General features: G+C 67.2%; 12 protein-coding genes and 1 pseudogene. 6 read left to right on the forward strand and 7 right to left on the reverse strand.

Annotation, left to right across the window (positions count from 1 at the left end):
* Positions 1 to 151 precede the first annotated feature (151 nt).
* Positions 152 to 1,612, forward strand: a complete 1,461-nt coding sequence (locus tag OHA21_RS27320; protein WP_328459526.1) for a SulP family inorganic anion transporter — start codon at positions 152 to 154, stop codon at positions 1,610 to 1,612.
* A gap of 12 nt (positions 1,613 to 1,624) precedes the next feature.
* Positions 1,625 to 2,023 carry a MerR family transcriptional regulator gene (locus tag OHA21_RS27325; RefSeq protein WP_328459528.1) on the forward strand — a complete coding sequence of 133 codons (399 nt, stop codon included), beginning with the start codon at positions 1,625 to 1,627 and terminating at the stop codon, positions 2,021 to 2,023.
* A gap of 25 nt (positions 2,024 to 2,048) precedes the next feature.
* Here the strand turns inward: OHA21_RS27325 and OHA21_RS27330 are convergent, their stop codons facing one another.
* The 3 genes and pseudogenes from OHA21_RS27330 to OHA21_RS52800 form a co-directional block, all read right to left on the reverse strand.
* On the reverse strand, positions 2,049 to 4,787 hold the full coding sequence (locus OHA21_RS27330) for a tetratricopeptide repeat protein (protein WP_328459530.1): 2,739 nt from the start codon (positions 4,785 to 4,787) through the stop codon (positions 2,049 to 2,051).
* Positions 4,784 to 7,516 carry a tetratricopeptide repeat protein gene (locus OHA21_RS27335; protein ID WP_328459532.1) on the reverse strand — a complete coding sequence of 911 codons (2,733 nt, stop codon included), beginning with the start codon at positions 7,514 to 7,516 and terminating at the stop codon, positions 4,784 to 4,786. Before OHA21_RS27335 ends, OHA21_RS27330 begins: the two co-directional genes overlap by 4 nt.
* Positions 7,500 to 7,706: pseudogene (locus OHA21_RS52800) on the reverse strand (response regulator transcription factor); the annotation flags it as partial. The pseudogene OHA21_RS52800 and the gene OHA21_RS27335, both read right to left, overlap by 17 nt.
* 298 nt (positions 7,707 to 8,004) lie before the next feature.
* Between OHA21_RS52800 and OHA21_RS27345 the strand changes: the two are divergent.
* The 4 genes from OHA21_RS27345 (at position 8,005) to OHA21_RS27360 (ending at position 14,009) form a co-directional block, all read left to right on the forward strand.
* Positions 8,005 to 10,788 carry an AfsR/SARP family transcriptional regulator gene (locus OHA21_RS27345; RefSeq protein ID WP_328459536.1) on the forward strand — a complete coding sequence of 928 codons (2,784 nt, stop codon included), beginning with the start codon at positions 8,005 to 8,007 and terminating at the stop codon, positions 10,786 to 10,788.
* A 348-nt stretch (positions 10,789 to 11,136) separates the two neighbouring features.
* Positions 11,137 to 12,066 carry a toll/interleukin-1 receptor domain-containing protein gene (locus OHA21_RS27350; protein WP_328459538.1) on the forward strand — a complete coding sequence of 310 codons (930 nt, stop codon included), beginning with the start codon at positions 11,137 to 11,139 and terminating at the stop codon, positions 12,064 to 12,066.
* A gap of 24 nt (positions 12,067 to 12,090) precedes the next feature.
* On the forward strand, positions 12,091 to 12,909 hold the full coding sequence (locus OHA21_RS27355; protein WP_328459540.1) for a toll/interleukin-1 receptor domain-containing protein: 819 nt from the start codon (positions 12,091 to 12,093) through the stop codon (positions 12,907 to 12,909).
* Entirely contained in the window at positions 12,909 to 14,009 is a 1,101-nt protein-coding gene (locus OHA21_RS27360; protein WP_328459542.1) for a hypothetical protein, read from the forward strand. The genes OHA21_RS27355 and OHA21_RS27360 overlap by 1 nt, the downstream gene beginning before the upstream one ends.
* Before the next feature lie 351 nt (positions 14,010 to 14,360).
* On the opposite strand, the gene OHA21_RS27365 is transcribed toward OHA21_RS27360, so the two are convergent.
* The 4 genes from OHA21_RS27365 to OHA21_RS27380 form a co-directional block, all read right to left on the reverse strand.
* Entirely contained in the window at positions 14,361 to 15,134 is a 774-nt protein-coding gene (locus tag OHA21_RS27365; RefSeq protein WP_328459544.1) for a hypothetical protein, read from the reverse strand.
* A gap of 438 nt (positions 15,135 to 15,572) precedes the next feature.
* Positions 15,573 to 16,304 carry a hypothetical protein gene (locus OHA21_RS27370; RefSeq protein WP_328459546.1) on the reverse strand — a complete coding sequence of 244 codons (732 nt, stop codon included), beginning with the start codon at positions 16,302 to 16,304 and terminating at the stop codon, positions 15,573 to 15,575.
* 728 nt (positions 16,305 to 17,032) lie between these two features.
* Positions 17,033 to 17,905, reverse strand: coding sequence for a hypothetical protein (locus tag OHA21_RS27375; RefSeq protein WP_328459548.1), 873 nt, complete (start codon positions 17,903 to 17,905; stop codon positions 17,033 to 17,035).
* A complete protein-coding gene (locus OHA21_RS27380) occupies positions 17,902 to 18,057 on the reverse strand; it encodes a hypothetical protein (protein ID WP_328459550.1) in 156 nt (51 codons plus the stop codon). Before OHA21_RS27380 ends, OHA21_RS27375 begins: the two co-directional genes overlap by 4 nt.
* Positions 18,058 to 18,264: the final 207 nt, after the last annotated feature.

An 18,264-nucleotide genomic window follows, 5' to 3' on the forward strand; every position in this document is an offset into this window, starting at 1 on the left:
CAACCGGTCAAGCCGCGATTTCGAGTAACAGAAACGGCCGCGGCAACGCCGCGCCGGGCGACGATAACTCTCCTCTGACGAGAGAGTAGGGTCGTCGGGGCGCCGGCCGCTTTGACCGCGCCCGCAAGTGCGCCCGAATGGAAACGAGCTCATGTCTTCGCAGATTTCCCGCCCGCCATGGTTGACGTCCCCGAAGGTGTTGCGCACTGAGGTCCTCGCCGGCCTGGTCGTGGCGTTGGCGCTGATCCCGGAGGCGATCTCCTTCTCGATCCTGGCCGGGGTCGACCCTCGCGTCGGCCTGTTCGCCTCGTTCACGATGGCCGTCACCATCGCGTTCACCGGCGGCCGACCCGCCATGATCAGCGCCGCCACCGGCGCGATCGCCCTGGTCGTGGCGCCGCTGGTGAAGTCGCACGGTCTGGACTACCTGATCGCTGCGGTCATCCTCGGCGGTCTGCTGCAGATCGTGCTGGCCCTGCTCGGGGTCGCGAAGCTGATGCGATTCATTCCACGCAGCGTGATGGTCGGATTCGTCAACGCGCTGGCCATCCTGATCTTCACGGCGCAGGTTCCCCACCTGCTCGGCGTACCGTGGCTGGTCTATCCCCTGGTTGTCGTCGCGTTAGCGATCATGGTGTGGCTGCCCAGGGTGACCACTGCGGTGCCGGCGCCGCTGGTGGCGATCGTGCTGCTGACCGCGTTCACCGTGCTCGTCCACGTCACTGTGCCTACGGTCGGTGACGAGGGCACTCTGCCGGACAGCCTGCCCACCTTCGGCATCCCCGACATCCCGTTCACGATTGACACTCTGCAGACCATCGCGCCGTATGCGCTCGGCATCGCCCTGGTCGGGCTGATGGAGTCGCTGATGACCGCCAAGCTGGTCGACGACATCACCGACACGCATTCCAACAAGACGCGCGAGTCGTGGGGTCAAGGCGTCGCGAACATCGTGACCGGCTTCTTCGGCGGCATGGGCGGCTGCGCCATGATCGGCCAGACGATGATCAACGTGAAGGCGTCCGGCGCCCGCACCCGGCTGTCCACGTTCCTGGCCGGCACGTTTTTGCTGGTCCTGGTCGTTGCGCTCGGCGACGTCGTCGCGCTGATCCCGATGGCCGCCCTGGTCGCCGTCATGATCATCGTGTCGGTCTCGACGTTCGACTGGCACAGCATCGCCCCGGCCACCCTCAAGCGGATGCCCTGGGGCGAGATCATCGTCATGCTGACCACCGTCGCCGGCACCCTCGCCACGCACAACTTGGCCGTAGGCGTGATCCTCGGCGTACTCGCCGCCATGGTCATCTTCGCCCGCCGGGTTGCCCATTTCACCTCGGTGGAGAAAATCAACAACACCTATTTCGTACGCGGTGAGCTCTTCTTCGCATCGAGCAACGACTTGGTCTACCAGTTCGATTACGAGAGCGACCCGGAGCATGTGGTGGTCGACCTCAGCAATGCGCACGTCTGGGACGCCTCTTCGGTGGCAGCCCTCGACGCGATCAACACCAAATATGTCCAGCGCGGCAAAACGGTCGAGTTCACCGGATTGAACGACGCCAGCGCCCGCATGCACGAAACCCTCGCCGGGCAGCTCAACGCCGGCCACTGAGACACTGACCCGATGACGGCAGGACGCATGCAGATCGGCGAGGCCGCCGAACGGGTGGGCTTGAGCATCCGTACGCTGCGCCACTACGAAGACGCCGGCCTGGTCCTGCCCTCAGCGCGCAGCGAGGGCGGGTTCCGGCTCTACACGGAGCCTGATCTGGACCGGCTGCGCGTCATCAAGCGGATGAAGCCGTTGGGCTTCACCCTGGACGAGATGCGTGACCTGCTCGCCATTTTGGATGCGCTCGGTGATCCGGCTGTCACTGGCGAGGAGCGGAAGGCGCTGCAGGAGCGGCTCGCGATGTTTCATGATGCCGCCGACACCCGGGTGCAGGCGTTGCGTCAACAGCTCGAGATGGCGGAAGGCTTCGCCCGGCAGATCGCCGAACAAATCGAACGCCACGCCGGCTGATCCAGCTCCCGTGACTCACGCGGTTTCACGATCTGTGCGGACCATCCTGGTCCGCCGTGGATCCGATCCGGCTGAGCAGACGCAGCACCCAGCGCGGCAACAAGGGCAGCAGGAGCATCCCAACCAGGCTCTGACCGAACATGTCGGTCTTGAGCCCGACCACCGACGGCGCAGCCCGCAACACCTCCCAGATCAACCCGATGCCCCGGCTGCGCGAGGTTGTCAGGATCAGCGCCACGCCAAGGCCGTACTGGGCGGCCAGCGTCTCCGGGTGCCTGGGTCCCAGCGATTGCCGCAGTCCGTCGTACGCCTGCTGGTAGAGCTCCAAAGCATGGTCAAATTTGCGCAGTTGCGCCTCAGCCTGGGCGAGCAGGAACGTCGCCCGCGAGATCAAGTGGTGCCCGGCCGGAAATCGGCGATTCAGCGCCGCCATCGTCTCGCCGAGGTGTGTTCGCACGTCTTTCGGGCGGCCGAGGCACAGGAGCGCGAACCCGTACTCCACGTCCGTGACCAGCGTGCGGGCGTTCAGCGGGCCGTGCGACCGGCGTAGGCTCTCGCGGGTCTCCCACAGGTTGTGTGCTGCGGCCTCCCACTGGTGCCGGTCGGGGTTCAGCTCAAACAGGTGCAGGGTGAGCCAGGCCTGCGCGAGCACGGCCTGCGCGGCGATCGCGTTGGTGTGTTCGGGGAGCCCTCGCCTCGCATAGTTCTCGACCACGGCCTCGGCGGTGCGGCGGGCCTCCTGCTGCTGGTTGGTGGAGAGCTGGATGACGGCCAGCTCAAGTCGGGCGGCCTCGCGCCCGTCGGAGTCGGTCAGCCGGGCGATGAGCTCGTCGACCCGTACCCGGGCCTGCTTCATGTCGCCGCGAAGGCGGCGGCTGCGGACGTACGCGATCGCACCCTCCGTCGAGACGGCCGGTGACGCATCGACCCGCGACCACCAGGGGTCGGCCTCGCCGAACCGGCCGAGCGCGTCGAGACCATGGGCCACCAGCCACGCGGCGTCCGGGTTGGCTGCCTGCCGGGCGATATCGACGCCTCGCTCGTAGTGGCCGGCCTCCAGGTGTGCGGTGGCGGCGGCGAGCAGGTCATCCGGCGCGGCGTCGCCGGCCGCCAGGAGCCGGTCCCACTGCGCGGCCGCCGCGACCGGCTCGCCGTGCCGGCGGTATTGCTCGACGACCTTGCGTCGCAGCCGGGAGGAGCGACCGGCGTCGAGCAGGTCATGGTCGGCCAGGGCGGCCAGGTGGGGTGTCACCGGCGTCTTCGGGTCCTCGGCCAGCAGCACGTCGGCGGCCGCATCGGCAAGGTCGTCGACAGGCGGTAGCCGCCGGACCGCGTCGAGCACGATGGAGTGGACCTGCCACTGATCGCCGGTCCGGGTGGCGAGCTGGAGCCTGCGCAGTTCGGTCAGGTCGTCGGCCGGATCGCCGCCCAGCCGCGCCTCGCCCGCGATCTGGGCCAGGACCACGGCCGGCACGGGAGCTGGAGCGAGCAGCGCGGCGACATGCAGGATGAGCCGGGCTCCGTCGCTCAGTTCCGCAAGTGCCTCACCGACGAGATCGATCGCGGGATCGAGCGCGGCCGGATCGCTGTCGATCCGGTCGAGGTGGTCGGCGTAGGAACGCAGGCCCTGCCGATCCGCCAGCCGCGCGGCGGCGAGCCCGAGGCTGAAGGGATGACCGCCCAGGCGTCGCGCGACCCGCTCGGCTGCCAGGTCGTCCTCACCATCGTCGGGTTCACGGTGCGAACGCAGCATTGCGACCGAGTCCTCGAGCGACATCGCACCGAGCTCGACCACCGGCGCGACACCGTCGAAGACGTCCCGCCGGCTGATCATGATCGTACGCACGACAGTGCCGGCCGGCGGCAGAAGCTGGGCGAGGATGCCGCGGTCGAGCCCGTGCGGCACGTCATCGATGATCCACAGGGCCGGCTTTCCCGCGGTGGACAGGTGGTCCGCCACGGCAGCCGTCAGCTCTGCACGGCTGGCGCCGGCGCTCGGCAGGGTCAGTGCTTCGGCAATCTTCCGGACCTCGTCGCCGTACCTGGCCAGGACATCGCCGGCGGTCGTGCCGGACAGCGCGGTGCGGAACACGCCGCCCGGGTACGCCGCGCCGAAGTGCCACGCATACGCCGAGGCGAGCGTCGACTTGCCGCTGCCGGCCAGGCCGGTGAGCGCGACGACCGGCCCGCCGGTGACCGCGGTGATCAACGGGACGTCGACCCGGCGCAGCTGGCTGTGCAGATCCCACTGCTCGCGATACCGGCCGACGAAGGCCTGTACCCCGGCTGTCCCGTCCGGGTACCACGGCGGGCGCTCGGTGAAGCTCACCTCACCGAACGTGCCGTCCACCGACGCGGCAGCCGAGGTGAGGGCCTGTGCCAGAGCCGTCATGGCTTGGACGTCACGCGGCATGGGGACGAATTTGGCGTCAGCCAGCTGGATCGGCTGCAGGTGGTGCTCGTACGTCTCGGGGTTGATCACCATGATCCGCCGCAGCGGATCGCCTTCGCGCTCGCCCGCCAGATAGGCGGCGGTCAGCTCGAACTGGCACGCGGACCGGAGCGGGAACGCGGCCGAGTAGAGGATCAGCATGATCGTCGACGCGTTCAGCGCGTCCTCGATGCCCGCAGTGATCCCGCGTCCGACCGGCAGGGTCTCGTCCAGCCACACCCGCAGCCCTCGTCGTTGGAGTTCCTCGCGGAGGCGGTGGGCGGTCGTCCGGTCCGGTCCGGCGAACGAGAGGAAGATCTGAGGGCTCGTCATGCCGGTTCACCGCCGAGTGATGCGATCCACCGCCGGATCCGGTCGGCGGCCACGGTGTCCGGATGATCTGGTCCGTGGTCGTCCTCCAGCCCTTCGGCGGCGTTGTCGATGAGAACCCACGCCTGGTCGAACTGAAGATCCATCTGGTCGAGCGCGGCCGTCGCGTGCGCCAGATAACAGAGCGCCAGCGCGGTGTCCGTCGAGTCCGAACCGGATCGCTTGAGCTGTCTGTCGTAGTAGGTGCTCGCGAGGCCGAAAAGTTCGATCCGCTCGTCCATGTCGTCGGCATCGAGGCGGATGTCCTCCGGCAGCACACCGCCGGGCAAATCCGCGGTCGGCTCGACGGCCCCGAGTGGAGCCTCGTCGAGCCCCCGCACGCGTCCGATCAGTAAGGAACGCAGCGAACGGCGGGTGCGTGGGTGCGCCGGGCCTTGGACGTCGACCCGGATCCGGTACGCCTCGGCCAGCAGACGCAGGACTAGGTCCGGGTCGTCCTCGGCTGCGGCCGAGTTCTCCGCTGCGGCCGCGGTCGCGGCACGGGCCACCGGTGCGGCCCGGTGCTGTTCGTACACCTGCCGGAAGATGCGCCGGGCGCCGTCGCGGTCGGACAGCTCCAGCATGGTCACGGCCAGGCTCTCGTACGCGTCGAGAGTGCGTTCGTGGTCGTCGCCGTGCACGGACCGCACCGCGTCGTACACGTCCTTCTTTAGCCCCAGCGCCTTCTGCTGGTCACCGACGCGGCCGGTCGCGATCGCCAGGTTGTGCAGCGCGTCCAGCGTGTCGGGATGCCCCGGCCCGTACCTGCGCTCGCGCGCCGTGTGAACCTGCCGGTACAGGTCACGGGCCACCTCGTGGTCACCGGCCGACGTGTGGACGACCGCGATGTTGTTGAGCGCCGTGAGCGCGTCGGGATCATCGGCTCCGAGCCGCTCGGCCAGTGCCTTGTGGACGCCTTCAAGAAGGCTCAGCGCCTTCGCATGATCACCGTGGAGCCCGTACGCCGTACCCAATCCCAGCCGCACAGCAAGCGTGACCGGGTCGTTCTCGCCCAGTCCCGCCCGGCAGACCTCGTGCAAGCGGTCGAAGACGTCGAGCGCGGCACGGCTGTCACCGAGTTTCATGTGGACCCGTCCGGCCTCGTTGAGCAGGTGCCATTCGTCGATGTCGTGCATTCCGGCGGCGACAGCGGCGACGTGCGGCAACAGAACGGCGGGCTCACCGATCGGACGCTGCCGTTCCCAGCTGGCGTCGAGCCACGCGCCGATCGTGTCCACCGCGGCCAGCCGCAGAGCCTGGCGGTGCGGATCGTCGTGATGCAGTGTTCGCACCGCGCGGAGAATCATCGGATGGATCAGCAACGATCCGTCAGGCAGCTCCTCGGCCAGATGACGTGCGGTGGCCTCGGCCAGACCCGTGGCGACATGATCGAGTCCGCCGGCGTCGGCCAGGATGTCGGCGATCAGCGCTGCCGGGACGGGAGCCGATCCAAGCACGCTCGTCACCAACAGCAGGTCGCAGCCCGCTTCGGGCAGCTCGCGGACGGCGAGGGTCACCGTGGCGGCGACGCTGCCGATGTGATCGGTGGACAGCCGGGGGCGCAGCTGCTCGGCCATGGCGAGCGCATCCCGGTCGGGGTCACGCACCGCGGTCGCCAGCTCGCGAAAGCCGGTGAAGCCCGGCGCGCCGGCCAGACCAGCGGCCAGGCGCAAGGCCAGGGCGTGTCTGCCCAGCGCGTCGACCACATCGCGCGCGGCGCCGTACTCGCGGCGGTCTTCGGCCAGCCGCTGGAGGCGTCGCGCAACTCGCTCGCCGGAGCCTGCCGGCCAGCGGCAGGTGAGCGCGGCAAGCGCCGCGGAGCGGCCGAGCCCGCCGATCCGGATGTGCTTGCGCGGATGCACCCAGCCCTGGAGGTCGTGCCGGGCCGTCACCAGCGTCCGGCCTTCCGGCGTCGGGGCGAGCAATGCCTTGAAGGCAGGCAGGTCGATGCCATCGGGCACGTCGTCCACCAGCCACAGGTACGGCAGGCCCGGCGCGGGAACGGCCTGCCCGGGACCGAGCACGCCGCCCGGGAAGTCGTCGGCGAACAACCGGGCGTACTGCTCGGCCAGCATCGTCTTGCCCTCGCCGCCGGGACCGGTCACCGCGGCGACCTGTCCCCCGATGGTGGCATCGTCCTCGGGGAACAGCGCATCGTGGATGCGCCACAGCTCGAACTCCCGGCCGTAGAGCTCGTGCGGGTCACGCCGAGGGCCGGTGCGCCAGGGCGCGGGCATCGGATCGGGTGCGTCGCCGAGCCGGCGGGAGTCCACGTCACCCAGGCGGGCGACATACTCGGCGATCTGCGCGGCGATGGTGCGCGGGTCCGAGTCGGTCCGCGGAAGCCGCCAGTGGTGCAACCGCTCGGGTCGCACGTCCGCGATGTCCATGCCCTGGATCACCGCGAGCACCCGGGCGCGGCTGCGGTGCAGGCGGTACGAGCGCAGCAGAGCGAAATGCATCTCCTGACGGCAGTACTCACTGGCCGGCAGCGACGGTGTGTAAAGGACGACCACAACTCGCGCGGAGCGAAGCGCGGCGTCGACGCCCTCGGAGATGTGGTCGTAGTCCTGCAACCCGGGCTCGTCCTGGAAGACGGTGAGCCCCGCCTCGGTCAGCGCGTCGTAAAGCTCGTCGGCCCGCCGCTTGTCCACCCACGAGTAGCACAGGAAGACGTCAGTCCCGTCGGTCACCGTTGACCCTTTCGTGGCCGCCGCAGGCAAGCGTGGCGAGGTGCACTCTGGATGGTATCTCCAGTTTTCGGAAGATCTGTCGCAGATGAAAGTTGACCGTGTGCGGCGAGATTCGCAACCGATGAGCGATCTGCTGGTTGGTCAGGCCCCGGCCGACCAGGGTCGCCACCATCGCCTCCCGCGTGGTCAGCGGGGAGAAGCACCCATTGGCGTTTCCCGGTCGCAGGCACGGCCGGAGCCGTTCGATCAGGGCCTCCACGTCAGCCGGCGCGCCACGGACAGCGATCTCCACACCTGCGGCGCCGAGCTTGACCAGCACTCGGCGGACTGTTGAGGTGTCTGGCATCGGCTCGGCGCACATGTCGGCCTCCTGTCGCGGTCGAATTCAACGACTCGACTGTCGGCCCGGGGCCAGAGAATCGATCTCGGCCAATTCTGAAGTGGATCTGAAAGTTCACAACCTGTGATCCGTACGGTACAGATGGTGCATGGTCGACGCATCGGTTCGTTTCACCGTTCTGGGACCGGTACGAGTACTCACCGATGCGGGACCGATCGACGTCGGCGGCGCGACGGCCCGAGCGGTCCTGGCCCTGCTCCTGGTACGCGCAGAGGCCGGCGCCGGAATCGAGGAGATCATCTCGTCGGTGTGGGGCTCGCCCGGCGGCGCCACCCGCGACAGCGCCTACCACTACGTCTCCGGCCTGCGGAAGGTCCTGAAACGCGCGCAGCTCGACGCCGAACTGGAGAGCCGCCGCCCCCGCTACCGGCTGCTCGTGGACCCCGACAAGGTCGACTGGCACCGGTTCCGGCGCCTGGTGGCGCAGGCCCGCGCCGAACGCGAGCGGCACGAGCCCCAGCAGGCCGCCATGCTGCTGCGCGAGGCGCTGGAGCTGTGGCGCGGTGACCCGCTGTCCGACGTCGGCGACCGGCTCCTGCCGCTGCGCCGTGACCTGATCGAGCAGCGCCTCGTCGCGGTCGAGATGCTCGCCACGATCGAGGCACAACTGGGCCATGCCGACGAGGTGGTCCAACTGCTGAGCGACGACGTCACGTCCGGACCGTTACGGGAGGGCACGGCAGCGCTGCTCATCGACGCGCTGACCGCGCTGGGCAGGCGGGACGACGCCGGGCAGATCTATCGGCGGGCGCATCGGCGGCTGGCCGAGGAACAGGGGCTCGAACCCGGCGAGCAGTTGCAGGCCGCCCACCAGCGCGCGTTGCGAAGCACCGGCGCCGCCGTCGCGGTGCGCGCCCCTGCCACGTCGGTGGCGACCGGTGACCGGCCGATCTCCGGTCTGCCACGACCCGACCGGCACTTCACCGACCGCGAGCAGGAGCTGAGCCGGATCCTCGACGCGATGGGCACGCCCTCACCGGCATCGGTCTGCGCCCTCTTCGGCATGGGCGGCTCGGGAAAGACCGCGCTGGCCGTACGTGCTGCCCACGCGCTGTCCGACGCCTTCCCCGACGGAGTGATCTTCCTCGACCTGCATGGATACACGAACCGGCGAGATCCGCTGACCGCGGCCGAGACGCTGGAGCGGCTCGTGCGCCGCCTACGCGTCGACGCCGCGCTGATCCCCGTCGACCTCGACGAGCTGGCCGCGTTCTACCACGACCTGATCGACGGCCGGCGGTTGCTGTTCGTCCTCGACAACGTCCACGACGCCGCGCAGGTACGTCCGGTCCTGCCGCGGCCGGGCGGGTGCGCGGCGATCGTCACCAGTCGCCGCCGCCTGAGCGCCCTGGATGACGCGCTCGTCCAGCCCCTCGACGTACTCGAGCCACGGGATGCGATGGACCTCTTCCGCGCTGTGGCGCACGCCGAGTCGCCGCCCGACGAGTCCGGCGACGATGTGCTGCGCCGGATCGTCGACCTGTGCGGGCGTCTACCGCTCGCGATCAGGATCGCGGCCGCCCGCTACCGTGCGAGCCAGGACTATTCACTGACCGCATTGGAGACGGCACTCTCGGTGGAATCCGATCGACTCGGCGAGCTCGAGGACGACGACCGCAGCGTCACCGCGTCCTTCCGCGTCTCGCTCAACGACCTGCCCGACCCGCTCGCTCGCACGTTCATGCTGCTGGGCCTGCACATCAGCGGTTCCTTCGACGCACACTCGGTGGCCGCGCTGGTCGACATCTCGGAAGCCGAGGCCCGGCGGCACCTGCGGCAGTTGTCCGAGCGCCACCTCGTGGCCGATCACAGCCCGGGCCGTTTCCACTTCCACGATCTGGTTGCGGTCTTCGCCCGGCAGCACGGTTCCGCGACGGTCCCGGAGGCTGAGAGGGCGGCGGCATTGCACCGCCTCGCCGACTACTTCCTGCGTACGGCCGACGCCGCTGATCGCTTGATCACCCCACACCGCTACCGGGTACGCCTGGAACTGCTCGACCGGCAAGCGGACATCCCACCCCTGCCGGACTACGACGCCGCCCTGCAGTGGCTCACGACGGAGAACGGCAACCTGGCGCAGATGTGCCTGCAAGCGGCCGACTCAGGATGGGACGAGTTGTGCTGGCAACTCGCGTACACCCTTCGCGGCTACTACTACCTCGCCAAACGCTGGCAGCCGTGGACCGCCACCCACGAAGCGGCGCTCGAGGCCACCCGCCGCTGCGGGGACCGGCGGGCCGAGGCGATGATCGTCAACAACCTCGGCCTGGCATACCTGGAACAGCACGAACCGCAGCAAGCCGCTGACCGTTACGAACAGGCCCGCGAGCTGTTCGGTGAGGTAGGCGACGAGCACGGTGAGGCCACCGCCCGAGCCAATCTGGCCTGGCTGCACTACGAGAACCGGGACTACCGGACCTTCCTGGACGAGATGCGGCCGGTCTACGACTTCTACCAGCGCTCGGGCTCCGACCGGAACGCCGCCATCACGCTGCGCGGGATCGGCCTGGTCGAGGCCGAACTGGGCAACACCCGCGAGGCGACCGCCGACCTGCTGGCGTCGCTCGACGAGTTCGAGCGCATCGGTCTGCGCATGGACGCCGCGATGACGTTCAACGCGCTGGGCGAGATCTACCAGCGCATCGGCGACGCCGACCACGCCGTCGAGGCGTTCAACCAGGCCGTCGGGGCGGCACGAAGCTCGGGCAGCATCTTCGAGCGGGCCCGGGCACAACACCATCTCGGCGAGCTGGCCGCCGCGGCCGGCGACGGGTACGAGGCACGGCGGCAATGGGCCCTCGCGCTGGAGGCGTACGAAACGCTGGGAGCGCCGCAGGCTGCTCAGGTCCGCGCGCGCCTGGCAGGTCGCTAACGTTCAGACGTCTTCCCATATCACCCGCCGACGATCAAGTCATGAACCTCGATCACACCTTCGTCGAGCAGGTCCTCCAACAGATCGCCTCGAGCCTGATCATCTGGCTGTTCAGCCTGCCGATCCGGGCATTGCGACGGCGCGTCTTCGGTCCACCGGCGACCGTCGTCGTGGTGCCCGAGTCCGTCGTCATCCTCGTCGAGTCCACCCGGCCGGGCCTGCGCCCGGCCCGCGATTGCTCGAGTCGGGCATCGCAGTCCTGCGGCAAGTCGCCCGGCTCCCCATCCTTCCAGGCTGGGGAGCCGCGTCCTCAGCCGCGTAAGGTCCAGCTCGGACTAGAATCGCCCGGTGACCGAGAGTACCGAAATGTACGACGTCGCATTTTCGTTCGCCGGAGCGCAACGATCTCTCGTCGTACCCGTCGTTCGTGCCTGCCAGGCTCTCGGCTTGAAGGTCTTCTACGACAAGGACAACACGGTCGAGTTCTGGGGCCGCAACTTCATCACCGGCATGCGCACCATCTACGGGGGCACGAAGGCCCGGTACGTCGCTCCGTTCCTGTCGAAGGAATACCTGGCGAGCGCGTACCCGATGGACGAGTTCAACACGGCGATGCGGCGCGCCATCGAGATCAGCGCAGACAGCTATCTCCTGCCGATCATCGTCGGATCTGTCCACGTGCCGCCCGAGCTGCTCAACCCTGCGGTCGGCTACCTGCGACTTGAGGACCACACGCCCGGCCAACTGGCGAAGATCATCGCCGAGCGGGTCGGCGCCGCACGCGAACGCCGCCAGGAACCGCGCGTGGTGATGGACGTTGTCCACGACACGTTCGGGGTCCGGCTGCCCCGCCTGCCCACGACCGACTTCAGCTCGTACGAGACTTTGGAAGATGCCCTAGCCCGAGTAGGCGCCCTCTTCCAGACCTCGGCGAACAAGTTGACGCCCTTCGGAGTGCGCTGCCTGGTCCGGGTTTCCGGCACCGCCGTCGATGTCCGCGTCGAGCGGCAGGGCCGCCCGGTGTGCGGTCTGCGGTTGTACTTCGCCGACGCCATCGCCGAAAACCGGTTGCTGATGGCCTTCCAGTGGCCGCTCATCAGCGGCAACGGGTACAACGGCTGGGTGACCGCGCAATGGGACACCGACACCGGCCGGCCCGGTCTGGAGTTCACCGATTCGGGGTCAGTCGCCAGCTCACCATCCATGGTGACCGCTGACGAGCTCTTCCACCACCTGTGGGGGAAGGTTATCGATCATCTGGAGAGCGTGCGCGGCTGACGGCATGGGTCTCATGGAGGGCGAATGACGCAGCTCGAAGCTCTGGTCCGGTTCTGCGAACCGCTCTCCGCCGACGACCTGCTGGCCGCTCTCGGTTCCGCGCTCGACGGATCCGAGCTCAACGTGTCGCCCGTCGACCCGGAGCGACTCCGGCGATTCGCCCGTCACTGGCTCCACACGAAAGCCGGCAATCTGCGCGAGCGAGTCCGCCGGACCGAGACCTACCGTCTCTGGGTCGCGACCGCCGGGCCAGAGCAGGTCATGGAGGCGGACGTCCTGGCGGGTGCGCTCGCTGAAGACGGGTTCCGGGATGAGATCGCCGCGCCGACGGCGGTCGCTCTTCAACGGACCGAGATCGCCGAGGCCGAAGACTACGACGTCGCGGTGTCCTGCGCCGAGCAGGAGTCCGACTACGTCCAGAGCGTCGTCTCCGCGGCCCGCGAGCGGGATCTCCGCGTCTTCTACGAGAAGGAGATGACCTACGAGTGGTGGGGACGGAACTTTATTCTCGAAGGACGGCGGATCTACGGCCGGCGCGCCCGGTACTTCGTGCCCTTCATCTCGGCCGGTTACCTGCGGGAGGCGCGGCACCGCGACGCCTTCGAGTACGCCGTTTCGGCCGCCGTCTCACGCCGGGACGACTACATCCTGCCTGTACTGGTCGGTGACGTGCGGGTAAGGCCGGAACTCCTCGATCCAGCCATCGGCTACCTGCGCGCCGAGGATCACACGCCCGCGGACCTGGCCGCGAAACTCGCGCAGAGGGTGACATCGCCGACAGCGCGCGACGCCCGCGCCCGGGATTTCGGCACTGTCGCCCACGACCTGGCAGCGAATCCGTGATGGACGCGGAGTCCGAAGCGTCACGCCACTGGCGTGACATCCTCAGCTCTCCCCCGGACGACGACGCGATCCGCGCCGGCATCGACTACGCGCTGGCCAACATCGCCGAGGGCAGGATCTTCCACCCAGGCGAGGCGGATCTGGCCGGCGACCTGGAGGGGTACGCGGAGTTCGGCCTGGCAGCTCCGTTGCGGCGGTTCTGGCCTAAACTGACCGAATTGGTCAGCGGGAACGAGCCGCTCGCCCGCCGGATGGCCGAACTGCGCGACCGGGTGCTGATCGTCGAACTGGCCCTGGACGGATTCGCGGCCGGCACCCGCCGCTTCCCCGACGACAGTCATCTCGTGCAGATCGACACCGGGCTGTTCCTCACCGTCTTCGAGGTCGTTCAGGCGTTCGTCGAGGTGTGCGACCCGGACCCGGAGGTACCGCCTGGGCAGGCCGAGCGGGAGTCGGCCGTGATCCTCGAGCTCCTGCTGGCCGAGTACCGCCTGCTGCACCGCAACGCCTCGGCCAAGCCGCGGCCGCCCACCCCCGATCACGGCCGGAAGATCGGCGAGCTGACGCAGGCCGCCAACGTTTTCGTGCTGGCCCACGAGTTGTCCCACATCCTGCTGGGCCACGCCGGCCCGCGCGACGGTGATCGGCGGCAATACGACGAGGTCACGGCCGACGTCCTGGCCTTCCGAATCCTGTCCGGCACGTACGCCGCCGAACCTCACATCGGAAGAGCTCAGGCGTACGGACGCCTGCTCGGTGCTCGTATCTTGTTCTCCTGCATCGAACTCTTCGAGCACGCCACCTTTGTGACGGGCAGCCGGACCCACCCACCCGCGGCCGACCGTTGGGACGTCGTGCGGGCGGCCGCCGAGGAAACGTTCGGCCCGCTCATCCCAGGCGGGGTCGACGAGCTGTGGCAACCGATGGATCGGCTGCTCGCCGGCGTCGCCGCAGGCGACCGGCCACTGACCGAGGTGCGGGCAACCCTGGAATCGCTGAAGGCCCGGACCCGCTTCCTCGGCGACGTCGAGACCGAGGAAGCGACCGGCCTCATCGCTCGCCACCGGCGTACCGCGATGACCCCAGAACCACCAGGATGAGCTGACCTTGCGCGTTCCAAACGCTGAGCTGCAACGACGGTCCTTTGACGTCCAAGGACGCCCGCTGTGGTCGCCAGCTGTTGTCACTCATTTAGTCACCCGCTTGCAAGTCCTGGGACGGCTCGTCCGGGCTCGTCCACTTCGGCCATGACCACGGACGGTCCTTCGCCGTCGGGTCGCCGTGGCCATCGCCGTCAGATGAGGTTGCTGTCACGGCTGCCCTGTCGTGCCGCCGATCGAACACCGCCTTGGTCATGTACTGCTCCGCCGAGTGCCGTCAACCAGTTGTCCTACACATGCTCAGCAAGGCGGGCGTTTGACGTGGCCTCCTTGACTTACCGGCGCCCGCGATTAGCTTCCAGGTCCTAGATACCCTCGGGCAAACATGAGCATTAGTTCAGTCATTGCCTTGGGCCCCGCCTCGACCATTCCCTTAGCGAAGCGCGCGAAGGCTCCTTGCACGCGTTCAGGATCTGGGTCGATTCGCTCAACCTCCCGTTGCACTTCCTGCAACGCGGCCTCGGCTCGAGCCTGCTGTCCTGCCTCTAGACGAAGATCAGGTAGGGCGCTTAACAATGATTGCACGAATGCCGCCATGGCACGCGGGTCGACACCCATTGTCTGACTAATACTGTTGTTGTCACCTATGCCGACAGGTCCGTGAATCGTTCCTATGTTGATGCGCGACCCCCTCCGATTCTGTTCCTTCACGTACTCAGTGACGTCGCCATCAAAGTTTTCCATGCAATCAGCCCCTTTGGATGTCAAATGTAGGCCTTTGGCGCCAGGTCGACTGCCTGCAACAATTTTGACGAGACCCTGTGCGGCAAGGTAATCCGCCGCCTCGTTTACTTCAGCGTTCGTTATGCGATCACGCTCGACTCGAAACTTCCCTGTAGCTAGCCAGGCATCGAAGGGCTCTCGGTGGCCTTTGCGCCGCTGATAGACCCAATCCAAAACGGCCGCGCGCGCAGTAACGGCGCGGAAAGCCGGATTGTCTCGTTGGCTAGCGACCCAACGCTGACGTCGCTCCCTGTCGCGCGCTTGTGCAGCTGCCTGAAACTGATCGGCCCGGGCGAAAAAGTCGTCATGCCTCATGGAGTCATCGCCGAAGATTCCTGGCATCGTCCCTCCCGTCACTCTCGCGCAACGCTAGGTTAAGTATTGATTACTTCGAGTGCCAGCGTGAGCTTCGAGCTCCCTGTTGCGGTGGGTAGCTTGAGGGCAACCGATCATGCGACGGCGACCCCTCGCTTGTAAGTTCTGGGCGATCTATCCGGCCTCGTCTGCACGCGGCTGTGACCTCGGAAATCGTCCGGCGCAAGATCGCGTGGATCGAGATCATCTGTGCCGGCTGCTGTCAGCGTTGCTGTCAGATCGGCTCTCGCTCGACTTACCGTCCCATGGTCGAGACGACTATCCAGGTACCGGCCTGAGCGGCGGGCGGTGACGTTGGCACACCAAGCTGCCTCATGCCCGGTCGCCAGGTGCGCCATGCAACCTGGCGATCCCGGCCCCATGCGAAAGGTCACTCAAGCAGGCGTAGAGACCCCCGTGACGGCGCTAATCAGTCTCATTCTCGTCGGATTCGTCTTCTATGGGGTAGATCTCTGGACCGCCCATACAAAAGAACCCTACCGCGACTACTGCCGCGGTAGCAACAAGTGAGATCCATACAAGTATATGCCCAGCTCCGAATTGCATGAAAAGACGAATGAAAGCATAGGCCGAAAATACAACTGGCAGAATGATGTACAATGCGACAGTCTCTACTGTTTCTACAGCACCCTGTATTCGAGCATATCGAGTCCCATCTGCAATCGCACTCTCACCTGCACCCACGCTGAAAGGCGACCCGGAGGGCACCGTGATCTCAAGGAGTCCCGACTCCCACATTTGTGGAAATTTGGCGCGGCATATTGCCCAATAGGCTTCGAGCGCAACATTTCTTTGATTCTGGATCAGAAGCCTTCGAAGCATGATGCCAGCCACGATCGGCGGGATTAAGATCCGTATCATAGCGAAATCTGTTAATTTTACTGCAAGAAACGAAATCTCACTTACGCCTTTGCCAGACAGCACCGCGAAGAGACTTGCGAAGCCCACCGCCGCCCAAGCGCTCCTACGCATCTCGGTGCTCAGCGCCGAACAGCGGTCATGGAGCCGATCTAGGTAGTTGCGGAGAACCTCGGCGTTGTCACCAACGCCCTCCAGGAACACCTTGATGCGGTCAGGAAACAGGAAACCGTCATCATCGTCGTCGTGCGCACTAGTAGCAGAAACTACATCGGTCACGGTTAACACGATAGGAAACCCGGGCAACCCAGCAGACCCGACCTGCAGATGCGATCACCCTGGGCGTTAACGCGCATTGATCAACGATCTTGCGCTGCAGCCTTCGCGCTACGTCTCTGAACTCGAATAGCCGGCCCTTATCGAGCGGGAGTGACCGTCGCAGGGAGGACGGGTTGCTGTCCTGGCGACACGGCGCTTCTGCTTGATGTCGCGCGCTAGATCGTTTGGCATCCGTGAGTGAGCAGTACGGGCAGCGGCCAAGAGGGGTGTCAAAGGATGGCCGCGAACAGCTCGACCTTCGACTTCGGCCCCACGGCACGCTCCCTCACATCGGAGCCTGCCGATCGTCTCACCGCCCGACCCGAGGGTGGGGCCAAACTCACCGAATCACTCCTGCCGGGTCAGCCGGTGGGGCCACCATCCGCTCCTACGTGGGGCCAACTCTCACTCCCGAAGCCAGCCGATCCACCGATTCCGCCGGCCATCCATGTTGTCCTTTGCCAATGAAGTTTGTCCGTGCCACTGAAGAACGTTCGAGCTGGGGTTTCTGCCAGTGAACTTTGTCCGCCGGTTCGGCGCCTATGGTTCGGGCTGGCTCGGCGGGGCTGGTGGCTCGGGCGCGAGGCCGGTGAGCCAGTGGTGGTCGTATCCGAGTTGGTCGAAGCGGGTTTGCAGCCAGCGTCGTTGGCGCGTGCTGGCGGCTCGCCATTGGTGGCGGAGCCCGTCGGTCAGGCCGTTGCGGCGGCGGGGTCGAGCCATGGGGTCAGGTCGTGGCAGATGTCGGCGATCTCGTTGGCCCGTTCGCGTCGCTGTTCAAGGGATTCGGCCGATTCGTTGTCGTGGGCGGCAGCCGTTAGGACGCGGATCTCGAGGAACGCCAGGTGCAGAAGCCGAATGGTCGCTTCCTGCGTCGCGGCCAGGGGCGGAGCGTTCGCTAGTTGGCGGCTGGCTGGGGCTGCTGGTGTCTCATCGATGAGTCTTGCTGATGGGGGTCGGGTCGTTCGGCGGGTGGTGATGTAGGTGCGGACGGCGGGGTAGGACGGTGTGGCGTCGTGTTCGTCATGCAGCCGCTGCCAGATCGTGGCGGCGGTGATCGCCGGGTCGGCTTGCAGCATCGCGTCGATGTATTCGCGGAGTCCGAGCAGAACTGTCGGTTGCCGTTCGATCTTCTTGCGGGGCGGCGGGATCTCGGACTGCAGGGCCTTGTTGACGGTGCGGCGGCTGACGTGGTGCTTGGTGGCGAGAGTGCGGATGGACATGCCGAGCCGGGCGTCGTAGCGGATCGCCGCGAATCGTTCGCGTTTGCGCTGCTCGTTCAGGGTCTTGCGGGCCTCGTTCTCGCGGGTCCGGCCAGGGGTGCGGGTGCGGGGAGCTAACTCGGGCAGGGCCCGGACCAGGACGGCGGGGTCGCGGCCGGCCAGTGCGGCCAGTTTGTCCAGCTGGATCGGCCCGAGCGAGTTCGGCGGTGTGGTGAGCAGTTGGCGCAGGTAGCTGGGCCGCAGGTGGTTGGCCTCGGCGAGGCGGTGGACGTAGCGTTCGGCGGTCTCAGCGGCTGACGGCCGGACCGGCCGGGGCAGCGGGAGCAGTTGGTCGCCGGTCATGGCCGGCGGGCGGCGTTCGGGTGCCGGGCGTGGTTCTGGGCGGCGTGGTCGAGGTCGACGGCGTCGAGCAGCTTTCGGTTGATCTTCTCGGTGCCGGTGAGGATGGCGTCCAGGGCGGCGCCGCGGATCAGGTGGGACAGGCTGCCGATCATGCCAGCGGTGCGTTGGTGCAGGTAGTCGGCTCTCGGTAAGGGCCCTCCAGATCAGACAAGCCTTCACCTTGCCCAACCAGACGATCAACGCACGGCAACCGACGAACGTCGATATCACTCGATCGGGCTATACCGCAGAGTAGGGCCTTCCCTTGGAAGCCGACCGCCATCCCTGGCAATCTGCGCCGATGGGTCTCATCGACAGGC

The organism is Actinoplanes sp. NBC_00393, assembly GCF_036053395.1.
GTDB lineage: Bacteria > Actinomycetota > Actinomycetes > Mycobacteriales > Micromonosporaceae > Actinoplanes.

Coding starts and splice junctions, on each gene's coding strand:
- OHA21_RS27345 (WP_328459536.1), top strand. CDS start 8,005: ATGGTCGACGCATCGGTTCGTTTCACCGTTCTGGGACCGGTACGAGTA.
- OHA21_RS27360 (WP_328459542.1), top strand. CDS start 12,909: ATGGACGCGGAGTCCGAAGCGTCACGCCACTGGCGTGACATCCTCAGC.
- OHA21_RS27330 (WP_328459530.1), bottom strand. CDS start 4,787: ATGACGAGCCCTCAGATCTTCCTCTCGTTCGCCGGACCGGACCGGACG.
- OHA21_RS27355 (WP_328459540.1), top strand. CDS start 12,091: ATGACGCAGCTCGAAGCTCTGGTCCGGTTCTGCGAACCGCTCTCCGCC.
- OHA21_RS27380 (WP_328459550.1), bottom strand. CDS start 18,057: ATGATCGGCAGCCTGTCCCACCTGATCCGCGGCGCCGCCCTGGACGCC.
- OHA21_RS27375 (WP_328459548.1), bottom strand. CDS start 17,905: ATGACCGGCGACCAACTGCTCCCGCTGCCCCGGCCGGTCCGGCCGTCA.
- OHA21_RS27365 (WP_328459544.1), bottom strand. CDS start 15,134: ATGCCAGGAATCTTCGGCGATGACTCCATGAGGCATGACGACTTTTTC.
- OHA21_RS27320 (WP_328459526.1), top strand. CDS start 152: ATGTCTTCGCAGATTTCCCGCCCGCCATGGTTGACGTCCCCGAAGGTG.
- OHA21_RS27325 (WP_328459528.1), top strand. CDS start 1,625: ATGACGGCAGGACGCATGCAGATCGGCGAGGCCGCCGAACGGGTGGGC.